This window comes from Leptospira fainei serovar Hurstbridge str. BUT 6, assembly GCF_000306235.2.
GTDB lineage: Bacteria > Spirochaetota > Leptospiria > Leptospirales > Leptospiraceae > Leptospira_B > Leptospira_B fainei.
In genome coordinates, this window is the sequence record NZ_AKWZ02000012.1 from 55,647 (window position 1) to 82,039 (window position 26,393).

A 26,393-nucleotide genomic window follows, 5' to 3' on the forward strand; every position below is an offset into this window, starting at 1 on the left:
GCAATTTTTCGAAGATAGATATCGGATCAATATGATATCTATCGAGGACCCGGCCTGACGACCGACCGTGCAACCGATATAATCGTGTTCACACTTCCGATCCGGAAATGCCGTCGTCTATAAGCCGAATCTGATTCTTGCGGATAAAGTTTCTTTTATCATAAATTAAGTAAAGCGCTAACGCCTTACTCGATCACTCTTTCCGCCGCGTTGAGAGCGTTTACCGGCTTTTAATTTACGTGTCGGCTTTTCTTCAACTTCGCTGTCGCCTTCTGCATCATAGGATTCGGGATGAAGAATAAACGAATTCGATTCGGGATGTTGATTGTTTCCTTCCCTTTTTTCCATGATCAGGATATACAAACTCGGCATGACGGTTAACACCAAAAGTAATGCGGAGCTCAATCCCCCCACCATCACCGTAGCCAAGGGCCGTTGAACGTCCGAACCGACGCCGGTAGCCATCGTTGCGGGAATTAACCCTAGCAACGCTAAAAGCATAGTCATCAAACGAGGCCGAAGCTGACTTACTGCCGACGCGACCGAGGCTTCCCGGACGCTCATCTTCGTTACGCCTGGCGTCTTATCGTGCAAATAATGGTTCGCCTTTGAAACGAATAAGATACCCGCCATCGTAGCGATTCCGAAAAGGGAAATAAACCCGACTCCCGCAGATACGTTGAAATAATATCCTCTCGCTAATAAGGCGTAGATTCCTCCGATAAGGGAAAGAGGAATACAGGAAAGCGCCACAAACACCGATCGAAGATCCCGGTACAGCAAATACAATAAACCGAAAATAATCCCGATCGTTAAAGGAATTACGATTGCTAATTGCTTCCCGACCCTCGCCAAGTTCTCGTACTGTCCGCCGTACTTCACTTCGTAACCGTCAGGAAAATGAACTTCTTTCTTTACTCTTTTTTGAAGTTCGGAAACAAAACCGCCTTGGTCCCGCCCTCTCACGTTCAAGCGAACCGTAATCGTTCGTTTACCGTCCTGACGGAAAATCATGGTCGGTGAATCTTCCTGAGTAATATCCGCAAGTTCGGAAAGTGGAATTCTTTCTCCTCTGGGAGAAATGATGGGAATTCTCGCGATTTCCCTGGCCGATTCCCGATAATCCTTAGCAAATCGAACCACAATCCCGTAAAGAGCTCTTTCTTTAGGCGGATCATCCATCGGGCCTTCGTATAAATTACTGATCGGTTCCATCCCTACGGCGGCTTCGATGACTTGCTGAATATCGCTTACATTGATGCCGTATCGAGCTGCGACATCCCTCCGAATTCGAATCACGAGTTGAGGCGCGGGGCCTTCCTGCTCGATCCCGTATTCGCTCGCACCCTTCATTTCCGAAACGATCTTTAAAATCTGATCCGATAAATTCCGCATCACTCTCATGTCTTGCCCGGAAACGAATACGGCCAAGTCTGCGATTGTCCCCATGATCGCCTCGGAGAGATTGTCCATGATCGGTTGTGAAAAGCTGACTCGTACTCCGGGCAACCCGTCTTCAAGATCGTTTCTTAAGCGAAGCAAGAGCTGTTCCTTCGTAATCTTCTCTTTCCAAGCTTTATAATCCTTTAATCCGATATAAACTTCCAGACGGTTCGGAGGTAAAGGATCCGTTCCGTCGTCGTTCCTACCGTACTGGGATAAGATGGTATCTACCATTTCATTTTTATAAATTATTTTTCGGACTTTCGGAATGAACTTCTTCGCTTCAGGTAACGAGATCCCGACGGGAAAATAAAGTCGAAGAGTGAAGCCGCCTTCGTCCAAGGATGGCAGGAACTCCGTTCCGAGTGACATGAATCCGATTACCAACAGTCCTGTTACGGCGGAAAATGCGATGGCAACGACGCGTTTGGATCTATCGACCAGATAATGGACGATTTTTTCATACTGGGTTTCGATCCAATGATAAATCGGATTATGCCATTCGATCGGCCCCGGATTCGAAGATTCGAAATACCTCCGATAAAAAAAGGACATTAGGACCGGAACAATCGTCATCGTGAAAAGCAAAGCGCCGAAAATCGCAAAAGATAATGTGAAAGCCATCGGCTTAAAAAGCCGGCCCTCGATTCGCTCGAACGAAAATATAGGAAGGTATGCTAAAATGATGATCAGAATCGCAAAAAGAATTTCCGTTCCGACTTCCGAAGCGCATTCGAAAGTAAATCGAATAATGCCTTTTTGTTTCTCCTGCAAAGTTGCATTCTTGTATCGCCTCATAATGTTCTCTACCATCACGACGGCGCTATCCACGACTATGCCGAAATCTACGGCACCGAGCGAAAGAAGACTCGCTGAGATACCGGAAGAATTCATCATCGTAAACGAGAATAAAAGAGCGAACGGAATCGTAGCCACGACGACAACGGAAGCTCGAATACTTCCTACAAAGAAGATAACGACCAAACTAACGACGGCAATTCCCTCCAGTAGTGTGGTGCCTACCGTGCGTAACGTATATTGAACTAGATCTCCCCTATCGTAAGTGGTACGCAATCGTGTCCCGACAGGCATGTATTTCTCGTTGATCTCTTTCACCTTTGCCCGAACTCTTTCTAAGAAAGCATTCGGCTCCACCCAACGACGCATCGCGACCAAACCTTGAACCGCCGAATCGACGTCGATCAAACCTTCTTGATCGTTTTGAATGGTATACCCCAAGACCCCGCTCGGAATGGGAGGGGCGATTTCTACGGTTCCGATATTCTTTACGAAAACCGGTACTCCGTTTAGATTTTTGACAACGATATCCTCGATCTGGTTGATGTCTCGGATCGCTCCTAGAGACCGAATCGGTAGTGATTGCTCTCCCTGTAGAAGAAAATTTCCACCGGTATTCAAGTTATTACTTTGTACGGCCTCGATCACATCGGCGACGGTAGCTTGGTATCGAATCAAATTTTCCGGGTTCATCACGATATGAAACTGCTTCGGTAATCCTCCGAAAGTCACCACGTCCGCAATACCTGAAACTTGGAGCATCTTAGGAATCACGATCCAGTCCTGAATACTTCTAAGTTCCATAGGAGTATGATTGCCGCTCGTCGATTCCACTACGTATCGATATACCTCGCCTACCGGAGAGCTCATCGGAGCCAACGTCGGAGTGACTTCTTCCGGAATCACCGCGTCTCGAACCTTTTCCATCAATCGCATTCTGGCAAAATAATCGTCGGTTCCCTCTTCGAAGACGAACTGAAACACTACGAGTCCGTTAATCGTTCTGGAACGACGCACGATTACGTTCGGGGTGGAATGGAGAACCCTCTCGATCGGCATCGTGACCCTTTCTTCCACTTCCAAAGTCGCCTTTCCGGGAAATTTAGCGACAACCCGAACTTGCGTATCGGCGATGTCCGAATAAGCTTCCTTACGAATATCTATCCACGACCAAATTCCGATTAATAAGGCAACGGCGCCGGCCACCAAAGTGAATATTCTATTCTTCAATGCCGTTTCGATAATACTATTGATAATTTTCATCTAAGGTGAACCTCGTAATAAGCGACCGAGAACTTTTCTAAGCGGAATAAGAACCGACTTATTTTCCTAAACATAAATCCGATCTCTGACAAAAGGATAATAAATAAAACTAACCTATTAATTATAGATATGTAATTGATAGGTTCCTGATTTTCCTTTCTATAAACGCTGGAACCGAAATCTTCCCGAATGAGATTCGGCGTACGCGATCTATTGCAATGGAGCGAAGAAGAGGAGCGTCTTTCAAAATATTCTTCCAACATTTTCAGAAACCGAAGCTTAATCCTTTCAAGAGAATCGCGCCGTCGACTACGACTCGTTCCCCTTTTGCCACGCCTTCGAGAACACTTACGACGTCCTCGTCGGAAATTCCCACCGTGATCCCCCGGCGAACGAACTCACCGGACCTTTTCTCTACGAACACGTAATTCCTTCCTTCCACCGATATTACTGCGATCGCTGGCAGGATAATCGCGGCAGAACTTAAACTCTCGGGAAATTTTACGATCGCATACATCCCGGGTTTAAGTTTTCGATCTATATTAGTAATCGTGATTCGTATTCTAACGGTTCTAGTGATAGGATCCACGTTATCCCCTAACGCTTCCGCTTTGCCCCGCCAGATTTCATTCGGAAGCGAGGAGAACTTTAATTCCACGTCGATTCCTTTTTTCAAATTACGTAGTTGTGATTCAGGAACATCGCCGATAATCCAGGCCACGTTCGGTCCGGCTTTACTCAAGATCGAAGGATTTAATCCTAAATCCTGGAGCTTTCCTTCTAACTCGGCGAGCTCGGCAGCGCCATTCTCCACGTCCGTTTCTGCTTCTATTAAATCCTTTTCATTAGCGACTTTATGCCGAAACATATCGCGGATTCTCTCTAGATTCTTACGCGACTTATTCAAGGTATTCTTTGAATGAAGGTATCCCTGATATAATTCGTTAATTTCAGAGGATTCGAATAGCACAAGAGGGTCGCCACCCGACACCGACGTTGTAGTGGACGCAGTCAGTCTTGCGGGAGCATGAATGTTTACGAAATTTCCGTTCGTATCGATTTCTACGACCTTAATCATTGCAAGACCGGGACTTCCCTCCTTGAATTCGATTTTCGAACCGTCGGCGGAAACGCTGGGTTTCTCCGGAAATGGATTCGACTTGTTTTTTGTTTTTTGCGTTAATAATATCGCGATGGTTAGCAAAAACGTTAGTCCTGCTAAAAATCCGATCAATCGCGCCCTAGTTCTAAAAAGCACGTTCATTCTATAATCAAAACTCCTGGCTACGAGTTCGCTCAAGGCGCGTAGCGGCTAAAAACCGGCATCGTTTCCCTGCCGATTTTGCTTGCGGGTTCGAATTAGGATCCCTCAGTTTATATGAAAATTCTTTAATGCTATATATCGGTGGAATACGACTCCCCTATACATGAATGAGATTTGCACCTATTTTCATGACAAGGATAACGCCGCATAGGTATGCTTGAGCCTTAGCGTTATATATATTCGAGAAGGCATTCGCCGTCCCAGGCCTACAGATTCTTTTCCCGGGAGAAAATAGCTCCAGCCTATCCGAATATTAGCTTTAAATAAACAAATTTAGGTATGAATCGGGGGCGGTATATTGAGTAAGAGAACGGAAATCAGACGGGCATAGTAGTAGGTCGTAAAGGAGATCTCGTTCGAATAAAACGAGACCTTGAATCTCTCCGATTCCGCAAAAACTTCATAGAAGTAATCCATGAAGTCATATCTACTTCTAAAGGAAATAGCTAAATGCCTGGAATCTTCACCCGAGATTGACTGGACAGCATTTTTATGAGTGGCGGTAGCAAACCCGATCGCGAATGGAGATTCAGTTCGATCGAATCCGAGGGAGGAAAGATCTATCGATCCGTCCTGCTCCATCGGCAACGCGATAAGCATCGTCAAAACAAAGACGAGCAATCTGTTTAACCACACCAATCCCACGCTTTCTACTTTTTGAATGATCTTTAAGCAGACAACTCTTTTTCAAAAAGTACGCAACTTCGGGATAATTTTTGATTTATAGTATTCAAAACTAGGCGGAAAGATATATCTTCTCGTTTTAAACTTGGCAATGCTTTATATTCGAAGGATCTTTCGATAACAAGAATTTAGGCAATCAACACGATATTTCCAATTTCTCAAAGCTTGTATGGATGGATTACCTAAAATTCTCGAAACGATTCGAATCGCGTTACTTAAATCGATCTTGAAGGAAGCGATCAATCGATACCGATCCGCCGCCGAAAATCATTAAAGCAATTGCGATTGCTACGGCTAAGACATGATATTCAAATCCTTCACCCGATTGATTACCGAACCAATTCATGAAAAAACCGTTTTTACTTTGGAATATAGCGGCTCCGATCATTACGATTCCGATTCCAAGAGCGGAGAATCTCGTAAAGAAACCGAGTATCAACGAGAGAGCTCCGAACGATTCCGCAATTATGATCAAGAATCCGATAAGGGAAGGAATTCCTTCGGATGCAAAAAATTTGATGGTCGAAGAATAACCGTATCCTCCCATCCAACCGAACAGTTTTTGAAGACCGTGCGGCAGCATTACGACTCCTAACGCTATCCTAAGAAACGTTATCGCAAGATTCGCTTCGGTAGCTAAAAGTATCTCGAACATTCTTATCTCCTAAATTCGGCGAATAAAAATCGTCGCCTGAATGAAGAGGATCATAAGCTGACCGGCAGCTAAAGTAAATGGACGAAAAGCGAAAGTTATTGCACTTTTCGGTTTTCTGCCCTATATCGTTCCGGAGAGATTCCCGCTTGCGAGCGGAAGAAACGACTTAAGTATGCATTATCGGAAAAATTAACTTCTCTTGAAATCTCCGAGATACTATTAGAGGAGTGAACCAACAAGCGTTTGATCTCCAATATGATTCTATCATTGATTATCGACTTCGCATTTCGGCCGAGTCGCTTCTTGCAGGCGGAATTTAAAGCAGAAGCGGATACGGTAAGTCGTCTCGCGTAAAATGATGTCGATCTTTCGCGAATAAAATTCTGTTCCAGAATTTCCTCGAAGTCGGAGATAAGTTCGTCGATGATATCGGAAGCTTCGCATCCGGATTCGTATTCCCGTTTGACCTCTAACAAAATAAGCTGAGTTAAGGTAAATAGAATTCCTTCTTCCGATCCATTCTCTCTTTCCAGGAGTAAGCGATCCCAGTCCCGAGCCAACACTCCGGGTTCCCGAATTTGCATCGCGGAACGAGAAGTCACAGATTTGAAAAAAGGGAAACCGAAAATAGCGGAACGCGTCGCCGAATTTCTGGCATAGAACTCCGGAGAGAATTTTAAAGCGTATCCGATAACTGGAGAATCGAATCTCCAGGAATGCACCTGCCCCGGCCGTATGAAAAAAAGCGAATTATCCGCGATCTCATAATCCACGAAATCGATTCGATGATTGCCCATCCCTTTTAAAAAAAAGAACAGCGCAAAGTAATCGTGTCTATGTCCGCTAAAGTATTCGATAAAATTAGAAGGTAAACTTTGTAAGCGACTGACTTGCAAGAAAGGAATATTCGAGTCCCGATATAGTTCGGTCAATCGAACCGTTGATATTAAACTCTGATCGATCTTTATTCGATTTCTCATCGACTCTCTCGAATGTTATGATACATTTCTAAAAAAATCAAGTTGAACGGAAGTGCCTTCCTCACTGATATCCGTCTTTAAACTTCCCTTTAACTGGCGGACAAATAATTGGATCAGGGTATGTCCGATTCTATTATGAACCTCCCAAGTTTCCGGATCTCTTACGCTCGAATCGTAAATACGTAAACGATACGAGCGGTCCATCTGTCCTAATTCGACAACAACTGTCGCAGAATGAATCGAATCTTTGTGAGGTTGCAGGAAGTTTAATAGTATCTCGTTCAGAATTAGCGCAAGAGGAATCGCGTCTTCCACGGATAAATTAACGTTTTGGATTTTTTCTTCGACGCGAGGAGGAAGTCCGCTAAAAGAAAAAACCGATATTAGATTGGCGATGATCTCTTGAAAGACGACTTTACAGTCCACCTTAAGATAACTTCCCGATTTATATACGTAGTTATGCACTTTCGAGATGGCAAAAATTCTATTTTGAATTTCCGTAAAATGATGCATCACCTCCAAATCCAACTCGGCTTTCTGAACTTCTATTAAACCCGAAAGTATTTGCAAATTGTTCCTGACTCTATGGTGAATTTCCTTGATTAGGATGTCTTTTTCGTCCGAATATACCTTAATCACCCGAACAGTCATGATCGATATCAAAGCAAATATGGAATACATTACTAAAGTGTCGGAAAAGGAAATAAGACCGACTTTATCGGTATTCCCAGGCGACCATCCTCTAAACACCAAAAGGCCAAAGCAATAAATAGAAACTAATATAGTATTTCTAATATTTGAAAGATACAAGAACACGATGATCAAGGTGGATATGGAAAAAATAAAATTCCCGTCCTTAGCCCCGAAAAACCATCCTGCGGTGACCGAAAAAAGACCGGCAATCAAATTCACATATACTGCGGAATCGAATTTTTTTCTGAAAATCAAAACCATCGAAGCAATCGACGATAGAATGATGATCAGATATCCGGGTCGAACTCCCTTACTGATATAGAGAATACTGGCAAAGATACTTAGAACCAAAGTAAAAAGATTGAAGAGAAGTATATGTACCGCTTTTCGTTTTGTAAGATAATCCTTATCCTCGTAAATAATCGCTATTTTTTGAAAAAGCATACAGTATACATATTCGGGAACGGGCGCGCAAATAAACGAAAGGTATTTTAATATAAAAGGAACTAATTTGTAAATATATTTATAAGACGCGGGAGATCCGACGAAAAATCGCAAACCCGAAAATGCTCGATATCGGCGCCGATCGGCGGATCATCAAACTATCTGAACGGTTTTCGCAACCTATTTTTTATCTTTGAAAGCCGCTCGGAAAGTTCCGGCAGCTGCTGCCGCTCGAATAAGGAACTTTTCCGGAAACTGCCGGCTCAAGATTCCTTTCCGTATCTTTCTTAAATTTCTTGAAGAAAGATACGGACTTTTGAACAAGGCAGGTTCGATCTTTAAATTGGTAGGTTCCCCATTTTTAAGAACGTTCTCCCCTTCGGTAAAAATGTCCCTTTTCCTAGCCGAATGTTAATCGAAGAGACTTAAGCCGAAAAACTTTCGAAAAGTTCTTACGAAGCGAGGAATTCGAAAGATCAAGAGGATCTCTTGTCAATAGTTACCAAATCGAATGCAGCCGACTCCGCATGGTTTCCGCCATCGTCGGTTACGCGTAAGAAAGTTTTCTCATATTCCGGATGTACCGTTCCGAAGATGGAATCCCAAATAGTAGTATATAGTCCGAAATTGAATTTAAAATATTGATGGTGCATATCGTGATTGGTATTAGTATTCACGTATTTCAAAATCCTGTTGGATATTATCCAACTAGGAAATATCTCATAACCGCTATGGCCCAATACATTCCTGATGATTTGGAATGTCATAAAGAGCAAAAGAGCAAGTGTATGAACCGGGAATAAGGAAACTACAATCGGCATGATCATTGCGTGTACGAGCGCCTCCCACGGGCTGAATGAGTATGCAGTCCAAGGGGAAGGCGTAACCGATTCATGATGAACCTTATGAAAGACCTTAAAAAACAAACGAGTATGCATCAATCGATGGGTCCAATAAAAGTAAAAATCTTGAATCGTCAAAATTAGAATTACGCTGAATAGAAGATAGCCCCATCCATGTTCTTCTATATTATTATAAAATTTAAAATATCCATATTTTCTCAAGACCAAGACAACGAAGGTGACCATAGTGTAGACGAGAACTGAAGATACGGAATACAAAAACTCTTTTTTAAACTGGGCCGGTTGCGCTTGTCTAGTTTGAATTTTTCTACTCCGAAAAGGATGTTTCCAGACATAGAAAACGAAGAAAGCAATACCAGCAAATACGAAATATCTCAGAAAATCTATCAGGAATATTCTTGGTACGTACGGAAGTACTTCCGAAACTCTTTGAAAAAATTGAATTGGTTCGTTCATAATGGTGTCCTAGCAAATTCCGGATAAAGATCGGGAATTTGCTAGGATTAGAATCTATTTCGCTTCGCAGTTCCTATCGAATTCGGGAAAAGGGAGATCGAATCCGGATTCGATCAGACTTTTTTCGCTGCTTTTCGTTTTCTAAAATCGGACGGAGTAATTCCCATCCTTTCCTTAAACGCTCGATTGAAAGGTGCAAGGGATCCGTAACCCAAGTCCATAGCGATTCTTAGCACTTGTGCGTCCTGTTTTGCAGGATCGATTAGAATTTTTGCGGCTTCCTGAATTCTATAATGGTTTAAGAATTCGTTGAAATTTCTGTAACCTAATCCTTTATTGATTAATCTTCTAACCTTCTTTTCAGGAGCGCTCAGCTTCCGTGAAAGATTCAAAATAGTCAGATTTTCCTGCAGAAAAATTCGTTCCCGATCCATTAAAAGAATCAATTTCTCCAGAAGGCTTTCATCAATCTCCTCTTCAAACGGCTGGTTTTTCGGTATGAGAAAGATATTCTCTCTAAAATCGAATAGTTTATAAGAAAAAAAGAAAACGAGTATCGCAATAAAAAATGAATTCACAAAATCAAAAACCGCGGAATAACTTTGGTTTTTGGTGATAACCTCCATGAGTATGACAAAGATACAATATATGCCGGCGATCCAAACGAAGATTACTCTGAATTCCCGCCTGGATTCCATTAAATCTATATTTTTATCTTTCAAGACCTGCGCGAGCGTGAATAGGACGATCCCAAGATAGAAAAGTTGAGGTAGACTAAAAAGGATTTGTGAAACCTGAGAAGAATCGTTCCTGATATCGGACGCTACGAAAATATAAAAGCAAAACGAATTAATAAAAATAAAGAGCGCCCCGTGCCAAAGTTTCAAACGAAAGGTATCCGAAAACAAACTCGAAACGAACAGATAGAAAAAAGTAGTTACCGAAAAACAACCGATGTGAATCGAATAAAATAGAATCGGATTTAATTCTCTATGATCCAATAGAGGACAGATAAAATAAGCGATTAAACTAGCGCAGAATAGACTTCCTAAAATTCCCTGAAGCGATCCCTTAAGTCTAGCCAGAAAATTCAGGATCAGAAAGCACAACTGTGCAACAGAGACTGTCTTCAAAAAAGCGATATCTGTCAGCAAATCGGGCATTGTATCGATTAAAATACCGCACCAGGATTTTCAACCAAAGAATTACCGGACGATTTTAAAATCCTGGATATCCCGCTTCAAAAAACTAGGAAAACCGGCGTTTGAAACCAAATCCGACTTCAAACGCCAATCGAAAAGGCGGCCCTTCGAGAAATCGGAAAACTCAAAGATTTCAATCCACCATTCCGTCTCTGTTGGGAATGAAAGTCAAAGGTCGCCGATCATCTTAAAATTCGCCAAGGAGAACAATTCAACGGAAAAAGATATTGATCACTTTTTTCGAATACTCTTTAACATGATCGGCGATGCCGCCCTTCTTCATATAAACGGATTCAATCAGCATTTCTGATTGTAAGGCGAATATTTCCTCTTGCCTCTTTATTTCAAATTGATCGCAAATTTCTTTGAAAGCTTTCGGGTCCATTTTGTTCAACAGGAATCGATTTATGGAAATAATCGCGGACGATAGGCGTGGATTTCGAAAATCTTGTTTAAAATCAGTTAATTCAATATTAAATAATCGATATTTAGTGACCGGAATCCAAGCGAACCATAGAAAAACAATAACGCCTAAAACGGCCATCGAAGTTAAGGATATACCGAACAGAGGCAAAACGACTACGAAGATGGAGGAGACCCCTCCTCCTAAAACCACTCCGGTAAATAAATAAATGGAATGAAGTCTTACAAAATAATCGCCTATGAAAATATTCCGTAGCAGGATTCCCGCGCAGATAAGTATGGACGCATAAATGTAAGCGCACGACGGATAATAAAACGATCCCGGATCGAAAACTCTTTCCGTTCCGGCCATCCGAAATGGGCTAACCGATCCTTCTAACGCCAACCAAGAAAAAAATAGGATCGCTATCACATGAACCAGCATCAATAGCGTTGGAGGGAACACCAACGCATAAGGTTTAGTATAATTGAAAATTACGTAGGTCAATAAAATCGGAATAAACAGCGGAGGTATCGGGATTAAATTCACGATCAGGATTCGCGCAGATAGAGGAAACGGGATTTCGCTTAGAACCAATAGAGCAGACCATAGCCCCATCGAAAATGTCATGAGTGAAAACGCCAAACTTAGGTAATTTCTTTCCGACCATTTATAAAAGTAGAAGGCGGAGAGAGTTAAAAGAATAAAAGTTAAGAGCGCCAATATTAACTCCAAGGAGCATCCGAATAAAATTAATTATGGAACTTGAACGCTCAAAAATGCACGTTCAAGTTACGATCCGAATTGCAACATTCTTGAACAACACTTTCAATAAGCATTAAGTGAAAAGGGAGTTTGATAAAAGAACTCGGTCAACTAAATAATTTTTTACATATGAATCGAATTTACAATCCCGAACTGAAACATTAAACGGCGACTTAAAATTTCAACAATACGATCCTAAAATCGGAATAATTTATCAATATGTATTTGAAGACCGGATGGAAGCTCGATCTTCTCCTCGGTTAACGAGTTGAACGTAATCTTTTTAATCGAATACATATTTCTAATAATAAGAACTAGTCGGATTCCGTTTAAAATAAGAGAATGCAGAATAGTTTTCCCGTCCTCGCTCGACTTAAAGAGAAGGCTCCAAGACCGAATAACATTTAATAGATCGATCGTACCAATAATAACCTGAGTCCGCAAACTCATACCCAATGAATGACTCCCGTCACGACGCCCAAAACCCTGACCCCGCTGAGCTCTAAAGAAATGCGAGAGGAGTTTTCCTCCGGTCCGTTTATAAAAATTTGATCTGCAATTTTTGAGACTACCTTAAGAAGATATTCTCCTTTACTATATACAATGACAATGGAGCCATCCTTTGCTTCTTTATAACGATCGATCAAGAGTCGATCCCTGTCTCGAATTCCAAAGTCTACCCAAGCGTCCCCTTTCACTGTCGCGAAGATTTTTCTTCCGACATCTGATTCCGAAAAACTCAACAAATCGAGTTGACTTTCCGGATCGTTCGGACCGTCCGCAGGATATCCCGCATAAAGAACCGTTTTTAGCACAGGTATCCAACAATTTCCTTCCGAATAGACTATATTTATCATAAGTAAACATATATATAGCTGTTTTTCCCCTTTTCAAGAGATTTTCGCGGGAAATTTCGAAATAAATCCGGTGGGAGGTCCTCAAAAACGAAGAAGATATGTCGCTTATCATCTCAGGATGGAAACCGGTCGCGCGGAGTTTCCAAATCGAAAGATCTGTGCAACATCTTAACCCATTAGATTAAATGAACGAGCGAATTCGTTTGGGATTGAAAGATTTGTTCGAGGTAAAGTACCGTAAATACTTTATTTATTCATTAAATAGATACGCGTCTTGCCTAACCGAAATCGCCTTAAACGTAGAATAAATAAAATTCTTTCGGAACCGTCGGTAGAAGTACGAATCGCGGATAATAGAGCTACGTAGTTCTACGGATTGACGATATTGAACGATCCTGCTACATTTAAGCACCTTTTTTAGGTTCAATTTCAGATATTATTTGTGAGGGCAAAATGGCGATATATTATAAATCAGCCGACTTAAACGCAGTACTTCCTACGCAATGGGCCGATATCCCGCAACTGACGCCGTTGGTTTTTAAAGGAATGGAGTTAGTGGATGCGTTTAACGTTACATTAACTCTTCCGATGATCAAACTTCATGGACCGCCGCCTTCCGGCGCATTAATCGCCATTCGGCTTGTCCAAGATGGAGGAACAGTTTTGAGTGAACTTGAATGGGTCGGTAATGGCCAGATTATGTTTTACCCTTTCCTATCCGCAACAAGCGATATTGTTTCCCGAGGAGGAAAAGTCACTATTTCGGCTCAGTGGCGAGTAACGAACACTTCGTTACAGTATAAAGCAAGCGGCTTAGGTTATTTGACTGTCATCGTGGATCAAAAATCACAATAGTTTCCGATTAACCCTCTACCTTCGGAATGCTTGGAGCAGGGAGAACCGGCTATTCTGCGTTGACTTAAAAAGTCCCTAATGACTTTTGCTCGAAGAATCGAACTATCCGATGTCGCGGTCAAAATGATCCATTAGAGAAAGTTTAATTAATTAAAGACGCTGTTCGATCGCTGGAGGAATAACCGGCGATTTCCCTTTAATGATTCTTGAAATTTCCGGCCGGCAACTTCCGCAACCCGTCCCGGCTCCCGTGTTGACACCAATACCTTCCACCGTTAGAATTCCTTTTTGAATCTCGGCTTCGATATTTCCGCTACCCACACCGTTACAAGAACAGACAAGCGTGCCTTCCATCGGTTTCAAAGGCCGAGAATCTCCCAAAAGCGATTCCCGTTTTTCCCCCAGCTCCATTCCGGAAGCGATCATCGCTTTGAATTCCGAAAATTGATTCTTATCGCCGATCAGAATCGCACCGACCAACTTATCTCCTTTGATGATACATTTCTTATATTTTTTCCGTTTGCGATCGAGAAAAATGATTTCTTCGTATTCGGAAGCATCGTTTTCCATGACCACTTCCGGTAACCTTAGAGAGATCAAGTCCAGACCCGGGATTTTCAGGATATTCGTATGCAAAGATCCGGTGTAAGAATTTACCTTATATCCGTAGATATGATTCGCGGCAATCTTGGCTTGTTCGTCGGTCGCCGCAACGGTTCCATACATTCCCGATTCGTGTTCCGCGACTTCACCGATCGCATAAATATCGGGATCGCTGGTTTGCAGATATTCGTTCACCTTCAATCCGGATCCTATTTTAAGGTCGGTTCCATTAATTACCTTTAAGTTGGGAGAAGTTCCTACTGCAAAGACGATTCCGTCCGGCTGCAAAATCGATCCGTCGCTTAGTTTTACCTTGTCCACCCTAGGAACGCCGACGATTTTAGAAATTTCCGCGTTGAAAATAATTCGGATTCCTTTCGCTTCTATCTCTTCTTTCAGAATATCACAAGCAACCTTATCCAATTGCTTCGACATCAATCGGTCCGTTCTAACTAAGATGGTTACATTTACCCCTACAACGCGAAGAGCCGCCGCCAACTCTAATCCCAGTAAACCTCCCCCGACGATCAAAGCATGAGAATCTCTCACGAAAAAACCTTTTATTCGTTCGGCATCTTCCTTCGCCCTAAGACTAAAGACACCCTCCATATCCGGGTTTACGAATTTCGGTATCGATGGGGAGCTCCCCGTCGCAATGATGAGTTTATTATACGAATGAAGATTTCCTTCCGAATCTTTTACTTTCTTCCCCTCCCTGGAAATTTCGAGTACCGAGGTTGAAGGGAATAAATTTATATTCCAAGATTCGATTTCTTCGGGCTCCACACCCATCAACTGGGTGAAATTTTTTTCCCCGCTGATTAAGTCCGGTAATAGAATTCTATTATAGAAGGGATGCTCCTCTTTGCAGATTACGGTAATTTCGTCGTCGGGGACCAAAGCACGATAGTGTTTTAGAAAGGATAAACTTCCGTTCCCCCCTCCGATAATTAGAATTTTCTCTTTTACTTTTTTATACGGTTTTACTTCTACTGCGGATATCTTAAATCCGGGTTGTTTGGAAAAAGGATCGTAATTAGAACTGGTAAGATTATTGGCTCTCGACTCATCGTTGCCCTTCATTCTACCCCAGTGCATCGGTAAAAAAACGACACCCTGCTTGATCGATTCGGTGACGGAGGCTTTTACCCGAACGCTGCCTCGAATATTTTTTATCTCCACGACCTGCCCGTCGGAGATATTTCTAAGCCGCGCGTCCTCTGGATGAATCTCTAAATTTGGCTCCTTTCGATGTTCTTTTAACTTCCGTACTTTACCGGTTTTAGTCATCGTATGCCATTGATCTCTAATTCGTCCGGTCGTAAGTATTAACGGATATTCCGGTGTTGTCTTTTCGGACGAATCTTCGATTCCTACATCCGATAATTTAGCCTTACCGCCCGGCCTGTAAAAAATATGATCCGTAAAAAGGCGAGGAGTGCCCCCATGATCCTTATGCGGATAGGGCCACTGAACGGAACGATTTGACTTTAGTATGGAATAATCCAAACCCGATATATCGATTCTTGTTCCTTTCGTAAGTTGAGAATGTTCCAAAAAAACATCCTCTTCCGATTCATAAGAAAAAGATGATGTATAACCCATTTCGCGCGCAAAATCCCGAATAATCCAGGTATCCGCGACTGCCTCGCCCGGCGGGTCCATAATTTTGGGCAGATAGGTGATCCGGCGATCCGAATTAGTCATCGTGCCCTGCTTCTCGACCCAACCTGCGGCGGGTAAAACAAAATCGGCAAAGGGAATTGCGCCGGAGTCTTTAGAAATATCTTGAACAATTACGAGTTCGGCTGCTCGTAATCCAGCTTCTACCGCTCTCGCGTCCGGCATGCTAACGGTCGGATTGGTGCAAACGATCCAAATCGCCTTCATTTTTCCGTTTCGAAGATTTTCGAACATTTCAGTCGCGCTAAATCCCGGCTTACTCTGAATATCAGATACTCCCCAAAAATCCGCCACTTCCCGCCTATGTTCGGGATCGTTCAAATTTCTATGGGCAGGCAATAGATTGCAGAGGCCGCCGACCTCTCTCCCACCCATAGCGTTCGGTTGCCCGGTTAATGAAAATGGTCCCGATCCGGGTTTACCGATTTTGCCGGTTATCAGTGAAAGATTCAATAAAGCTAGATTCTTATTTACTCCGATTACGCTCTGATTCAATCCCATCGCCCAGAGAGAAAGGAATCCTCTAGATCGGGCAATCAATCGTGCGGCTTCTATAATTTGCTCGGGTGGAATGCCGCAGTCTTCCGCGGCATCGTCCAAAGTAGATTCGAAGACTTTCGACTTTAGTTCTTCGAAACCCTCCGTATGTTTAAGAATAAACTGATGATCGATCCATTCGTTCTCGATTAGCACTCTGGCGATCGCATGGAACAAAGATATATCCGAACCGGGACGAATTTGAAGATGCAAATCGGCGTCTTCGGATGATTCCGTTTTTCTAGGGTCGACTACGATCGTCTTTACGGAAGGATCCGACTTTTTTCTAGCTTCTATTCTACGAAAAAGAATAGGATGACACCAGGCCGGATTTGCTCCCGCTATCAGAAAGCAGTCGGCTAATTCGATATCGTCGTAGCTTATCGGGACGCTATCTTCTCCCAAGGCCATCTTATAGCCGACGACCGCCGAACTCATACACAGCCTCGAATTCGTGTCGATATTATTCGTTCCCAAGAATCCTTTAGTTAACTTATTTATAATATAATACTCTTCGGTTAATAGCTGTCCGGATACGTAGAATCCGACGGAATCCGGTCCGTGTTCGGCGATTATTTTACGGAATCTAGCGGCAATGCTCGAAAGTGCGGATTCCCAAGTAATCCGCTCTAGATTCGAATTTCTATCCCTTCTAACCATCGGATAGAGTAAACGATCCGAACGATCCATTGCAGTATAATGCAAGTTCAATCCTTTTGAACAAAGCATTCCCTTATTTGCAGGATGCTCCGGATCACCCTTTACGCTTATTTCATTCGAACCGCTCTTTTGAACGATTATTCCGCAGCCTACTCCGCAATAAGAACATGTTGTTTGATAGGATTCATTTTCGGCCACAAACGGTTTACTGCAATTTTTATACCTATAAAACGATTTTATGAATTTTATTTTCAATTTCTCTCCCTTTTCCCAGTTGCATAGGCTATGACGAATAATACAACCTCAAATCCAAAAGAAAGCCCCCCTTACAACATAGGTTCTGGCTTATTTATGATTCGTACTGTATATTTTTTAAGCGTTATCTAGCAATATCCGCTAAATTTCCCTCTTCTTTTAGCAGCATCGCTGAAATTTAGATGGGCTGACCTCAATCCTTCCGCCCAAATCATCCACAGGAGCCTGCGGCACTCTATCGATTGAAGTTTTTTATTCTTTATTTTTAATCTTGGCACAATTTATGCTTATAGAGGAATAGGCACCGAATTTTTTACTACGAGAGGGTCCACGATATGCAAAAATTACAACAGTTCCTACGAGCAGGCCATTTCCCGACTTTGGTCAGTTCCTTTCTTTATTTCGATTTTAGCTTTATGATTTGGATGCTATTAGCGGCCTTGGGGATTTTTCTGTCGGAGGAATTCGGATTAGGCCCCGCGCAGAAAGGTTTGATGGTTTCCATTCCTTTATTAGGAGGAACTCTATTGAGAATTCCGATGGGTCTACTGTCCGATCGATTCGGTTCTAAAAAGGTAGCTCTTTCCGGTATGGCCGTCACGATGATCCCTCTCGTTTGGGGTTGGCAGGCCGCCCAATCGATTCCGGAAATCGTATGCATCGGTCTATTATTGGGAGTCGCAGGAGCAAGTTTTGCGGTCGCCCTCCCGCTCGCGAGTCGTTGGTACCCCGCTAAATATCAAGGTTTAGTAATGGGAATTGCCGGAGCCGGTAATAGCGGATCGGTCCTTGCGACTTTATTCGCTCCAAGTTTAGCCAAAGCTTACGGCTGGCATTCGGTCTTCGGCTTGGCAATAATACCCATGAGCATCGTGTTCATATTCTTTCTTTTTACGGCGAAGGACTGCCCAGGAACCGTCAATCGAAAAGGAATTCTGGAATATTTTACCCCTATCAAGTCCAGGGACGCCGTTACTTTCTGTTTATTATACAGTGTGACTTTCGGCGGCTTTGTAGGAATCGCGAGCTTTCTACCGATCTTCTTTTACGACCAGTACGGTATCGAAAAAGTTACCACTGGCCTTTACACCTCCTACTGCATTATCGGCGCAAGTATGCTCCGCCCTGTCGGCGGTTACTTATCCGATAAATTCGGCGGAGTAAACGTTCTCAGCCTAGTTCTCCTCACTCTAAGCGTAATATTGATCGGTATATCCTACCTTTTTCCGGTCAATATTACGCTTCCATTGTTTATCGGACTAATGGCTTGCTTAGGTTTAGGGAACGGCTCGGTCTTTCAACTCGTTCCGTTGCGCTTTAAAAAGGATATCGGAGTGGTAACGGGCTTTGTAGGAGCATTCGGCGGTTTAGGCGGATTCTTAGTTCCTAACTTACTCGGATCCTTAAAATCCGTTTCCGGTAGTTTTGCCGCCGGATTCGTAGTGCTAGCAGTAGTAACGATCTCTTCGGCAGCTTTGGTATTTTTTACCAACATGTTGATTTGGAAAAAAGCGGATTCGAATCAAACGGAACTCGGGCTTGAAGGAGTTTAAACTTTTATAAAGTATAAGTTTGACTCTAAGGAAATATAATATGAATAAACGGAAGTTAGTAATCATTGGGAACGGGATGGTCGGCCATCGCTTTGCGGAAAAGCTGGTCGAATTCGGCGGAGCGGATAAGTTCGAGATTACGATTCTCGGAGAAGAGCCGAGACGTGCTTACGATCGAGTACATCTTTCCGAATATTTTGCGAATCGATCGGTCGAAGATTTGTATTTATGCAAGGCGGATTGGTATCGGGCAAACGGAATAAGATTATTGCTTTCGGAACCGGCGATTTCCATAGACATCGTTCGACGAATTGTCAGCACTTCTTCAGGAACGGAACTGCAATTTGACGAACTCGTCTTTGCCACCGGATCGGCTCCGTTCGTTCCTAACTTCGAGGGGATCGACAAGAAAGGAATTTTCGTTTATAGAACCATCGAGGATTTGGAAAAAATTCTCGAATACGGCAAAGGAATTAAAAGAGCCGCGGTTTTAGGAGGCGGGTTGCTCGGATTAGAAGCTGCGAAAGCCCTGGTCGATATGGGAAAAGATACCCATGTGGTCGAGTTCGCAACCAGGTTGATGCCTAGACAATTGGACGAAGCTGCCTCATCCATATTAAAACAAAGAATCGAAGAACTTGGCGTTACGATCCATCTCGAAAAACAAACGGAAAAGGCAATCGGAGAAGCCGCTCTTAAAGAATTGAAGTTTATAGACGGCGGCTCTCTTGAAATCGACATGTTAGTGGTTTCCGCGGGTATTCGTCCGAGAGATGAACTTGCTCGCAAGTCCGGAATCATTACCGGCGAACGAGGAGGCATCATCATCGACGACGAGTTGAGAACGAACGTATATGGAGTCTATGCAATCGGAGAGGTGGCTTTACATAGGAACTTCATTTACGGGTTGGTGGCTCCGGGATATGAAATGGCGGAAGCATTAGCGTATAATCTTTGCAGTCCGCATCATACTCCCAAATCCTATTCAGGTTCGGATCTATCTACTAAACTAAAATTGATCGGAGTGGATGTCGCCTCGTTCGGAGACGCGCTAGGGCAAGCGGAACATATTCCTATCGTTTTTAAAAACCCGAGAAGCGGAGTATATAAGAAACTTGTAATTTCTCCGGACGGAAAGCACCTTCTAGGCGGAATTTTAGTCGGGGATGTAAAGGCTTACGGAAATCTTCTTTCTCTCTATCTAAACAGAATGGAATTACCGGAGGAACCCGAGACCTTAATCGTAGGCACCGTATCCTCCGAGAACCTTTTTGGCGCGGATTCATTACCTGAAGAAGCGAAGATATGCTCCTGCAATAACGTTTCAAAAGGGGATATTTTACGCGCGATTCGGGAGAAAAGCTGCACCGATATAAGCTCTCTGAAAGAATGTTCGAAAGCCGGGACCGGTTGCGGTGGATGTATTCCTCAAGTAAATTCGATTCTTAAGACGGAATTAAAAGCGCAAGGGAAAGTCATTACCGAGCATGTTTGCGAGCATTTTAAATATTCCCGTCAGGAACTATTCCAAATCATTAAAGTAAAAAGTCTAAAATCGTTTACGGACGTAATTAAAGACTCAGGCAAAGGGAACGGTTGCGAAATATGCAAGCCTGCCGTAGCGTCCATTCTTGCAAGCGTCTGGAACGAACCCATAATAAAACACAGGGAAATCCAAGACACTAACGACAAATATCTCGCGAACATCCAAAAGGGAGGAACCTACTCTATCGTCCCGAGGATTCCCGGCGGTGAAATCACTCCTGAAAAATTAATCCAAATCGGAGAGATCGCAAAGAAATACGATCTATATTGCAAAATAACCGGCGGACAAAGGATCGATCTACTCGGAGCCAAAATGGATCAACTTCCGGAGATCTGGAAGGACCTCGTTGAAAAAGGTTTTGAAAGCGGACACGCTTATGGCAAAGCGATGCGAACCGTGAAAAGTTGCGTCGGTTCCACATGGTGTCGATACGGCGTTCAGGATAGTACTGCGTTCGCGATAAGAATAGAAGAGAGGTATCGGGGAATTCGAGCACCCCACAAAATTAAGTCCGCAGTTTCAGGATGTATCCGTGAATGCGCGGAAGCTAGAGGCAAAGATTTCGGGGTCATTGCGACCGAGAAAGGTTGGAATCTATACGTCGGCGGAAACGGCGGAGTAAACCCGAAGCACGCAATTCTATTTGCGGAAGATTTGGATGAGGATACTTGCCTTCGTTACATAGATCGCTTTTTAATGTTCTATATCCGAACTGCGGATAGACTTATGCGTACTTCGACATGGCTGGAACAGCTTGAAGGAGGAATCGATTATTTAAAGGACGTCATTATCAACGACCGATTGGGAATAAATTCTCAACTGGAAGCAGAGATGGAAAGTCTAGTCGACACTTATATCTGCGAGTGGAAGGATGTGGTCGAAGACCAAGAGAAACAGAAAAAATTCAAACATTTCGTGAACAGCCCGAATTCGGATTCTTCCGTAAAGTTCGTCGAAGAACGGGGACAAAAGCGCCCGGTCAGTCATCGAAATTTGGATTTAACTCCGGCTAAGTAGGAGAGAACGATGAAAACTACGATAGCAGAAAAGATATGGTTTTTGGTAGCGCCGGTATCGGAATTTCCCGAGGACGGCGGCACCTGCGCGAAGGTAGGCGATCAACAAATTGCCGTTTTCCATTTTAGCTCAAGAAATGAATGGTTTGCATGCGATAACTCCTGCCCGCATACGGGCGATATGGTATTAGCGAGAGGCCTGATCGGAGATTCGGCGGGAGAACCTAAAGTCGCATGTCCTTTACATAAACGTAATTTCTCTTTAAGAACCGGCGAATGCCTAACCGGCGAAACGTACAAAATAAGAACCTATCCGGTCATCATCGAAGAAGGATTAGTATACATCGAGATCGATGCGCCTCTAATCGATGAACATAAAACGGTAAAAGGATGAACGCCCCCGGATTCAAAACCCCCGGTGATGCGGGGAAGATCTTTCTTGTCGGCGCCGGGCCTGGAGATCCCGAACTTCTGACAGTTAAGGCTATTAAGATCCTCCGGAAGGCCCAAGTCGTTTTATATGATGATTTAGTATCTCCCAAAATCCTGCACGTCTGTAGGAAGAATACGGAATTAATCTATGTCGGTAAACGACTCGGGCAGCATAGCTGCCTCCAAGATGAAATTAACGCTAAGATAGCCGATGCAGCCATGCGCTACGATGTTGTGGTCCGCTTGAAGGGAGGAGATCCTTCCATATTCGGTCGAGTCGGGGAAGAATGCGCATATTTGATTTCACGAGGGTTTGGATGTGAAATCGTCGCAGGAATTACGACCGGGTCCGCAATCGCCGCAAATCTCGGATTTCCTCTAACTCATCGAGACTATGCGGGAGAGATCGTTTTTCTGTCGGGACACAGAAAGGAAGGTCAAAACTCGACCGGATTCCGCAATCTAATATGCAAAGATAAAACGATAATCGTCTATATGGGATTGAACTCTCTCGGATCGATTGTAGATCAACTTTTGGAAGGCGGAAATTCCAAATCGACCTTCATCGCGATCGTCGAGAATGCCACGCTGCCGTCGGAAAGAATTGTTATAGGAACCCTCGGCACCATTTTAGAAAAAGTAGAGAGCGAAAAAATTCAATCCCCCGCTTTGATCGTCATCGGCGAAGTGGTTCGTTTCTACCTCGAAATGAAGGACGCGAAGGAAAGAAATTTACTCAAGTCGGTAGTCGCTTAGTACCGCAAGTTTGAAATTGAATCGAATTAAACTTTGATAAAGGAAAGAACGAGAAGTTTCGTTCTCCGATACTCGTTATACCTTTTGTATGACGCTTTTTAAAAGATTGGAGATTTCCGAGCGGCAGCTTCCGCAACCGGTTCCGGCTCCAGTTCGCTTACCGATTCCCGATAAAGTGTGCTCACCGTCATAAATAGCTTCCAAAATATTTCCGTCTCCGACACCGTTACAAGAGCAGACGACTTTTCCCAATAGCGGCTTAGTAAATTCTCCTCCTAAAAAGAGTTTCTTCCTTTTTTCTCCCAGCTCAATGTGGGATGCAATCCACTCTTTAAATTTAAGGAATTCGGAAGTATCTCCGATCAAAATGGCGGCGACAAGGCGGTCGTTTCGAATAATGCATTTTTTATAGATTCGTTTTTTACGATCTATAAACGTGATCTCTTCGAACTCATCCTTATCCTCTGCCTTTATTTCGAAGGGAGTGTTCGGCAATCTGACCGAAACTAGATCCAGCCCGGATACTTTGAGTAGATGCGTATGAAGAGATCCTTCGTATTCGTCGAACGAATATCCGAAGATATGCTGAGCGGCTATTTTAGCTTGATCCTCGACCGCCGATACGGTTCCGTAACTCTCATTCTCGTGTTCGGCCACCTCGCCAATCGAATAAATATCGGGATCACTGGACCTTAAAAAAGAATCCACGATCACTCCGTTTCCGCAGGATAAACCGCCATCTTTCGCAATTTCGAAATTCGGTTTAGTGCCGATCGCGTAAATTATTCCGTCAGGATTAAGAACCTTGCCGTTAGTTAACTTTACTTTGGAAATTCTTTCGGTTCCTTCCAATTTAGAAATTTCGGCGTCGAAAATAAGCTCTATTCCTCGTGCTTCAATTTCTTCGCGTAGCAATTCGCTTCCCATTAAATCCAATTTCTTCGACATCAATCTATTCGTTCTAACGACTAGCGTTACACGAATTCCCGTTGAGACGAGAACGGAAGCTATTTCCAATCCCAGCAGACCGCCGCCTACGATCAGTGCCCAAGTTCCAGGTACGAAATAATTGCGAATCCGATCCGCATCTGACTTGTTTCGAAGACTAAAAATCCCGGTCATCGACGAAGGCACCAACGAAGATTTTATCGCGGAACTCCCGAGAGCTAATATCAGTTTATTATAAGAATGCAATTCACCATTCGAATCCCGAACTTTCTTTCCCTCGATATAAATCTTAGTTACCGATGTGTTTGGAATCATATTCAAATCCCAGGAGAGAATTTCCTCCTGATCACTGGGTAGGAGTTCCCCGAATTCCTTTTCACCCCCGATATAATCCGGTAATAAAACTCTGTTATAAAACGGGTTCTCCTCTCGGCAAATTACGGTAATCTCATCTTGAGGAGCCATAGCTTTATAATATTTCAAAAAAGCTAATGTAGCGCTCCCGCCTCCGACAATGACGATTTTCTCCTTCGGTTTTTTATACGGAAGGACCTTAACTGCTGCAATTTTGAAACCGGGTTGCTTCGAATGAGGATCAAAAGAGGAACTAGTAAGATTATTCGATCTCGGTTGATCCGAGCCGCTTTTTTTGCCCCAATGCATCGGCAAAAATACGACGCCGGGCTTGATAGATTTAGTCAGACTCGCTTTCGTTCTAACGGTTCCACGGGAATTGATCACATCGACTATCGTCCCTTCCTTAATTCCATATTTCAATGCATCGGAAGGATGTATTTCAAGGTTCGGTTCTCTCCTATGCTCCCTTAATTTTCGAACTTTTCCGGTTCGAGTCATTGAATGCCATTGGTCTCGAATCCTACCCGTCGTCAAAACTAGAGGATACTCGACGTTCGTTTTTTCGGAATCATCTTCAAAGCTGACCGCATGAAGTCTTGCCTTGCCACCCGGTCGATAGAAGATTTTATCCTCGAATAATCTAGGACTGCCCGAATAGCCTTTTGTAGGATATGGCCATTGAGCAACCCGCAAATTCTGAATTTCACGGTAATCTAGTCCGGAAATATCGATCTTAGTTCCAGTTGTTAAACGACAATGCTCTAAAAAAATTTCCTCTTCGTTCTTATAGGAAAAGAAAGATTCAAAACCCATTTTTTTGGCGAATTCTCGAATGATCCAGGCATCGCCCATAGCCTCGCCGGGCGGCTCCATAAATTTTGGAAGAAAAGAAATTCGACGATCAGAACTGGTCATCGTTCCCTCCTTTTCACCCCAACCTGCCGCAGGTAATACAACGTCGGCAAAAGGTATGGCTGCGGAATCTTTGGAAATATCTTGCACAACTACGAATTCGGCCGTTCTGAGAGCGGACTCCACGGTCCTTGCATCGGGAAGACTTACCGTCGGATTCGTGCAAACGATCCAGACCGCCTTCATCTTCCCGGACCTCAAGCTATCGAACATTTCGACGGCGCTAAAACCGGGCTCTGCGGGAACGGAGTCTACACCCCAAAACTCCGCGACTTCTTTTCGATGCTCAGGATTACTCAGTTCACGATGAGCGGGCAATAAATTGCATAATCCTCCGACTTCTCTTCCGCCCATCGCATTCGGTTGACCTGTCAACGAAAACGGCCCCGATCCCGGTTTCCCTATCTTACCTGTAATTAAGGAAAGATTGATTAAAGCTAGATTCTTGTTCACACCGACAACGCTCTGATTCAATCCCATTGCCCATAAGGATAAAAATCCTTTTGAACGGTTGATCGCCTCCGCGGTCTGATATATAAGTTGAGCGGGAACGCCGCAAATCTCCGAGACTTCCTCCAGGCTCTTTTCAAATACTTTGTCCTTGAGTTCGTCGAATCCTTCCGTATGATAAACGATAAATTCTAGATCAATCCAATTATTCTCTATTAAGATTCTTGCAATTGCATGAAACAGATAGATATCCGTTCCAGGATGAATCTGCAGATGAATATCCGCGTTTTCGCAGGTTTCGGTTCTTCTCGGATCGACTACTATGATTTTAATACTTGGATCGCTCTTCTTTCTGGCTTCGATTCTTCTAAAAACGACCGGATGGCACCAGGCAGGATTAGCCCCCGCAATTAAAAAACAATCTGCCGACTCGATATCGTCGTAACTAACGGGAACGCTATCTTCTCCGAACGCCATCTTATAGCCGGACACGGCGGAACTCATACATAATCTCGAGTTAGTATCGATATTATTCGTTCCTATAAATCCCTTTATTAATTTATTTATAATATAATACTCTTCGGTAAGTAGTTGTCCGGATACATAAAAGCCTACCGAATCGGGACCGAACTCTTTTATGTATCTTTTGAATTCGGCGGCGGCTTTATTTAAAGCCGAGTTCCAAGTCACTCTCTCCAACGGAGAAAATCGATCCGGGCGAACCATCGGAAAAAGCAATCGGTCCGATCGATCCATCGCCGAATAATGCAAATTCATCCCTTTAGAACAAAGCTCGCCTCGATTTGTGGGATGATCCGGATCGCCTTGAACCGTAAAATCCGTCGGACCGGATTTACGAACAAGAACTCCGCAACCAACCCCACAATAAGAACAAGTGGTCTGATATGACTCCTGAATTTGCATATACAAAAAATATGCAAATTTCACGCCAATCTATCTGAAAATACTCGATTCGACAGATAAACTGGGCCTGAAGGCA

17 protein-coding genes are annotated in these 26,393 nt (G+C 43.5%); 5 read left to right on the forward strand and 12 right to left on the reverse strand.

Annotation, left to right across the window (positions count from 1 at the left end):
• Positions 1-177 precede the first annotated feature (177 nt).
• From LEP1GSC058_RS19550 to LEP1GSC058_RS19610, 10 genes are all read right to left on the reverse strand, one after another.
• Positions 178-3,504 (reverse strand): efflux RND transporter permease subunit, encoded by a 3,327-nt coding sequence (locus tag LEP1GSC058_RS19550; RefSeq protein WP_016551462.1) that lies wholly within the window; start codon positions 3,502-3,504, stop codon positions 178-180.
• 265 nt (positions 3,505-3,769) lie between these two features.
• Positions 3,770-4,768, reverse strand: coding sequence for an efflux RND transporter periplasmic adaptor subunit (locus tag LEP1GSC058_RS19560; RefSeq protein ID WP_016551402.1), 999 nt, complete (start codon positions 4,766-4,768; stop codon positions 3,770-3,772).
• 333 nt (positions 4,769-5,101) lie between these two features.
• Positions 5,102-5,464, reverse strand: a complete 363-nt coding sequence (locus LEP1GSC058_RS19565; RefSeq protein WP_232224754.1) for a hypothetical protein — start codon at positions 5,462-5,464, stop codon at positions 5,102-5,104.
• Positions 5,465-5,723: 259 nt separating this feature from the next.
• Entirely contained in the window at positions 5,724-6,167 is a 444-nt protein-coding gene (locus LEP1GSC058_RS19570; RefSeq protein WP_016551419.1) for a DoxX family protein, read from the reverse strand.
• Between the two features lie 95 nt (positions 6,168-6,262).
• A complete protein-coding gene (locus tag LEP1GSC058_RS19575; protein WP_016551430.1) occupies positions 6,263-7,147 on the reverse strand; it encodes a helix-turn-helix domain-containing protein in 885 nt (294 codons plus the stop codon).
• Between the two features lie 15 nt (positions 7,148-7,162).
• Positions 7,163-8,284 carry a sensor histidine kinase gene (locus tag LEP1GSC058_RS19580; protein ID WP_039948916.1) on the reverse strand — a complete coding sequence of 374 codons (1,122 nt, stop codon included), beginning with the start codon at positions 8,282-8,284 and terminating at the stop codon, positions 7,163-7,165.
• A 476-nt stretch (positions 8,285-8,760) separates the two neighbouring features.
• On the reverse strand, positions 8,761-9,603 hold the full coding sequence (locus LEP1GSC058_RS19590; protein ID WP_016551405.1) for a sterol desaturase family protein: 843 nt from the start codon (positions 9,601-9,603) through the stop codon (positions 8,761-8,763).
• A gap of 113 nt (positions 9,604-9,716) precedes the next feature.
• On the reverse strand, positions 9,717-10,736 hold the full coding sequence (locus LEP1GSC058_RS19595) for an AraC family transcriptional regulator (RefSeq protein WP_232224755.1): 1,020 nt from the start codon (positions 10,734-10,736) through the stop codon (positions 9,717-9,719).
• Positions 10,737-11,016: 280 nt separating this feature from the next.
• Complete coding sequence (locus LEP1GSC058_RS19600; RefSeq protein WP_016551479.1) at positions 11,017-11,931, reverse strand: histidine kinase N-terminal 7TM domain-containing protein; 915 nt, start codon at positions 11,929-11,931, stop codon at positions 11,017-11,019.
• A 488-nt stretch (positions 11,932-12,419) separates the two neighbouring features.
• The gene (locus LEP1GSC058_RS19610; RefSeq protein WP_039948908.1) at positions 12,420-12,830 is read right to left on the reverse strand and encodes a LexA family protein; all 411 of its coding nucleotides are present in this window, start codon (positions 12,828-12,830) and stop codon (positions 12,420-12,422) included.
• A 453-nt stretch (positions 12,831-13,283) separates the two neighbouring features.
• On the opposite strand from LEP1GSC058_RS19610, the gene LEP1GSC058_RS19615 reads away from it, so the two are divergent.
• Positions 13,284-13,685 (forward strand): hypothetical protein, encoded by a 402-nt coding sequence (locus LEP1GSC058_RS19615; protein ID WP_016551398.1) that lies wholly within the window; start codon positions 13,284-13,286, stop codon positions 13,683-13,685.
• Between the two features lie 150 nt (positions 13,686-13,835).
• Here the strand turns inward: LEP1GSC058_RS19615 and LEP1GSC058_RS19620 are convergent, their stop codons facing one another.
• On the reverse strand, positions 13,836-17,366 hold the full coding sequence (locus tag LEP1GSC058_RS19620; RefSeq protein ID WP_039948918.1) for a molybdopterin-dependent oxidoreductase: 3,531 nt from the start codon (positions 17,364-17,366) through the stop codon (positions 13,836-13,838).
• Between the two features lie 392 nt (positions 17,367-17,758).
• Here LEP1GSC058_RS19620 and LEP1GSC058_RS19625 point away from each other — a divergent pair, with 392 nt between their 5' ends.
• Genes LEP1GSC058_RS19625 through cobA form a run of 4 tightly spaced genes read left to right on the forward strand, consistent with a single transcriptional unit; the run spans position 17,759 to position 22,726 of the window.
• Entirely contained in the window at positions 17,759-18,976 is a 1,218-nt protein-coding gene (locus LEP1GSC058_RS19625; RefSeq protein WP_016551457.1) for a nitrate/nitrite transporter, read from the forward strand.
• Between the two features lie 40 nt (positions 18,977-19,016).
• Positions 19,017-21,539: a nitrite reductase large subunit NirB gene (nirB, locus tag LEP1GSC058_RS19630; protein ID WP_016551426.1), complete on the forward strand. Its 2,523-nt coding sequence runs from the start codon at positions 19,017-19,019 to the stop codon at positions 21,537-21,539.
• A 9-nt stretch (positions 21,540-21,548) separates the two neighbouring features.
• On the forward strand, positions 21,549-21,932 hold the full coding sequence (nirD, locus tag LEP1GSC058_RS19635) for a nitrite reductase small subunit NirD (protein WP_016551467.1): 384 nt from the start codon (positions 21,549-21,551) through the stop codon (positions 21,930-21,932).
• Positions 21,929-22,726, forward strand: a complete 798-nt coding sequence (gene cobA / locus LEP1GSC058_RS19640) for a uroporphyrinogen-III C-methyltransferase (protein ID WP_016551470.1) — start codon at positions 21,929-21,931, stop codon at positions 22,724-22,726. The genes nirD and cobA overlap by 4 nt, the downstream gene beginning before the upstream one ends.
• A gap of 75 nt (positions 22,727-22,801) precedes the next feature.
• Here cobA and LEP1GSC058_RS19645 read toward each other — a convergent pair whose 3' ends face one another.
• A complete protein-coding gene (locus tag LEP1GSC058_RS19645; protein WP_016551446.1) occupies positions 22,802-26,317 on the reverse strand; it encodes a nitrate reductase in 3,516 nt (1,171 codons plus the stop codon).
• Between the last annotated feature and the right edge of the window lie 76 nt (positions 26,318-26,393).

Excerpts from the sequence above, each read along its gene's own strand:
- LEP1GSC058_RS19550 (WP_016551462.1), bottom strand. The coding sequence starts at position 3,504 with ATGAAAATTATCAATAGTATTATCGAAACGGCATTGAAGAATAGAATA.
- LEP1GSC058_RS19615 (WP_016551398.1), top strand. The coding sequence starts at position 13,284 with ATGGCGATATATTATAAATCAGCCGACTTAAACGCAGTACTTCCTACG.
- LEP1GSC058_RS19570 (WP_016551419.1), bottom strand. The coding sequence starts at position 6,167 with ATGTTCGAGATACTTTTAGCTACCGAAGCGAATCTTGCGATAACGTTT.
- LEP1GSC058_RS19560 (WP_016551402.1), bottom strand. The coding sequence starts at position 4,768 with ATGAACGTGCTTTTTAGAACTAGGGCGCGATTGATCGGATTTTTAGCA.
- LEP1GSC058_RS19590 (WP_016551405.1), bottom strand. The coding sequence starts at position 9,603 with ATGAACGAACCAATTCAATTTTTTCAAAGAGTTTCGGAAGTACTTCCG.
- cobA (WP_016551470.1), top strand. The coding sequence starts at position 21,929 with ATGAACGCCCCCGGATTCAAAACCCCCGGTGATGCGGGGAAGATCTTT.
- LEP1GSC058_RS19575 (WP_016551430.1), bottom strand. The coding sequence starts at position 7,147 with ATGAGAAATCGAATAAAGATCGATCAGAGTTTAATATCAACGGTTCGA.
- LEP1GSC058_RS19610 (WP_039948908.1), bottom strand. The coding sequence starts at position 12,830 with ATGATAAATATAGTCTATTCGGAAGGAAATTGTTGGATACCTGTGCTA.
- nirD (WP_016551467.1), top strand. The coding sequence starts at position 21,549 with ATGAAAACTACGATAGCAGAAAAGATATGGTTTTTGGTAGCGCCGGTA.
- LEP1GSC058_RS19645 (WP_016551446.1), bottom strand. The coding sequence starts at position 26,317 with ATGCAAATTCAGGAGTCATATCAGACCACTTGTTCTTATTGTGGGGTT.
- LEP1GSC058_RS19625 (WP_016551457.1), top strand. The coding sequence starts at position 17,759 with ATGCAAAAATTACAACAGTTCCTACGAGCAGGCCATTTCCCGACTTTG.
- nirB (WP_016551426.1), top strand. The coding sequence starts at position 19,017 with ATGAATAAACGGAAGTTAGTAATCATTGGGAACGGGATGGTCGGCCAT.
- LEP1GSC058_RS19580 (WP_039948916.1), bottom strand. The coding sequence starts at position 8,284 with ATGCTTTTTCAAAAAATAGCGATTATTTACGAGGATAAGGATTATCTT.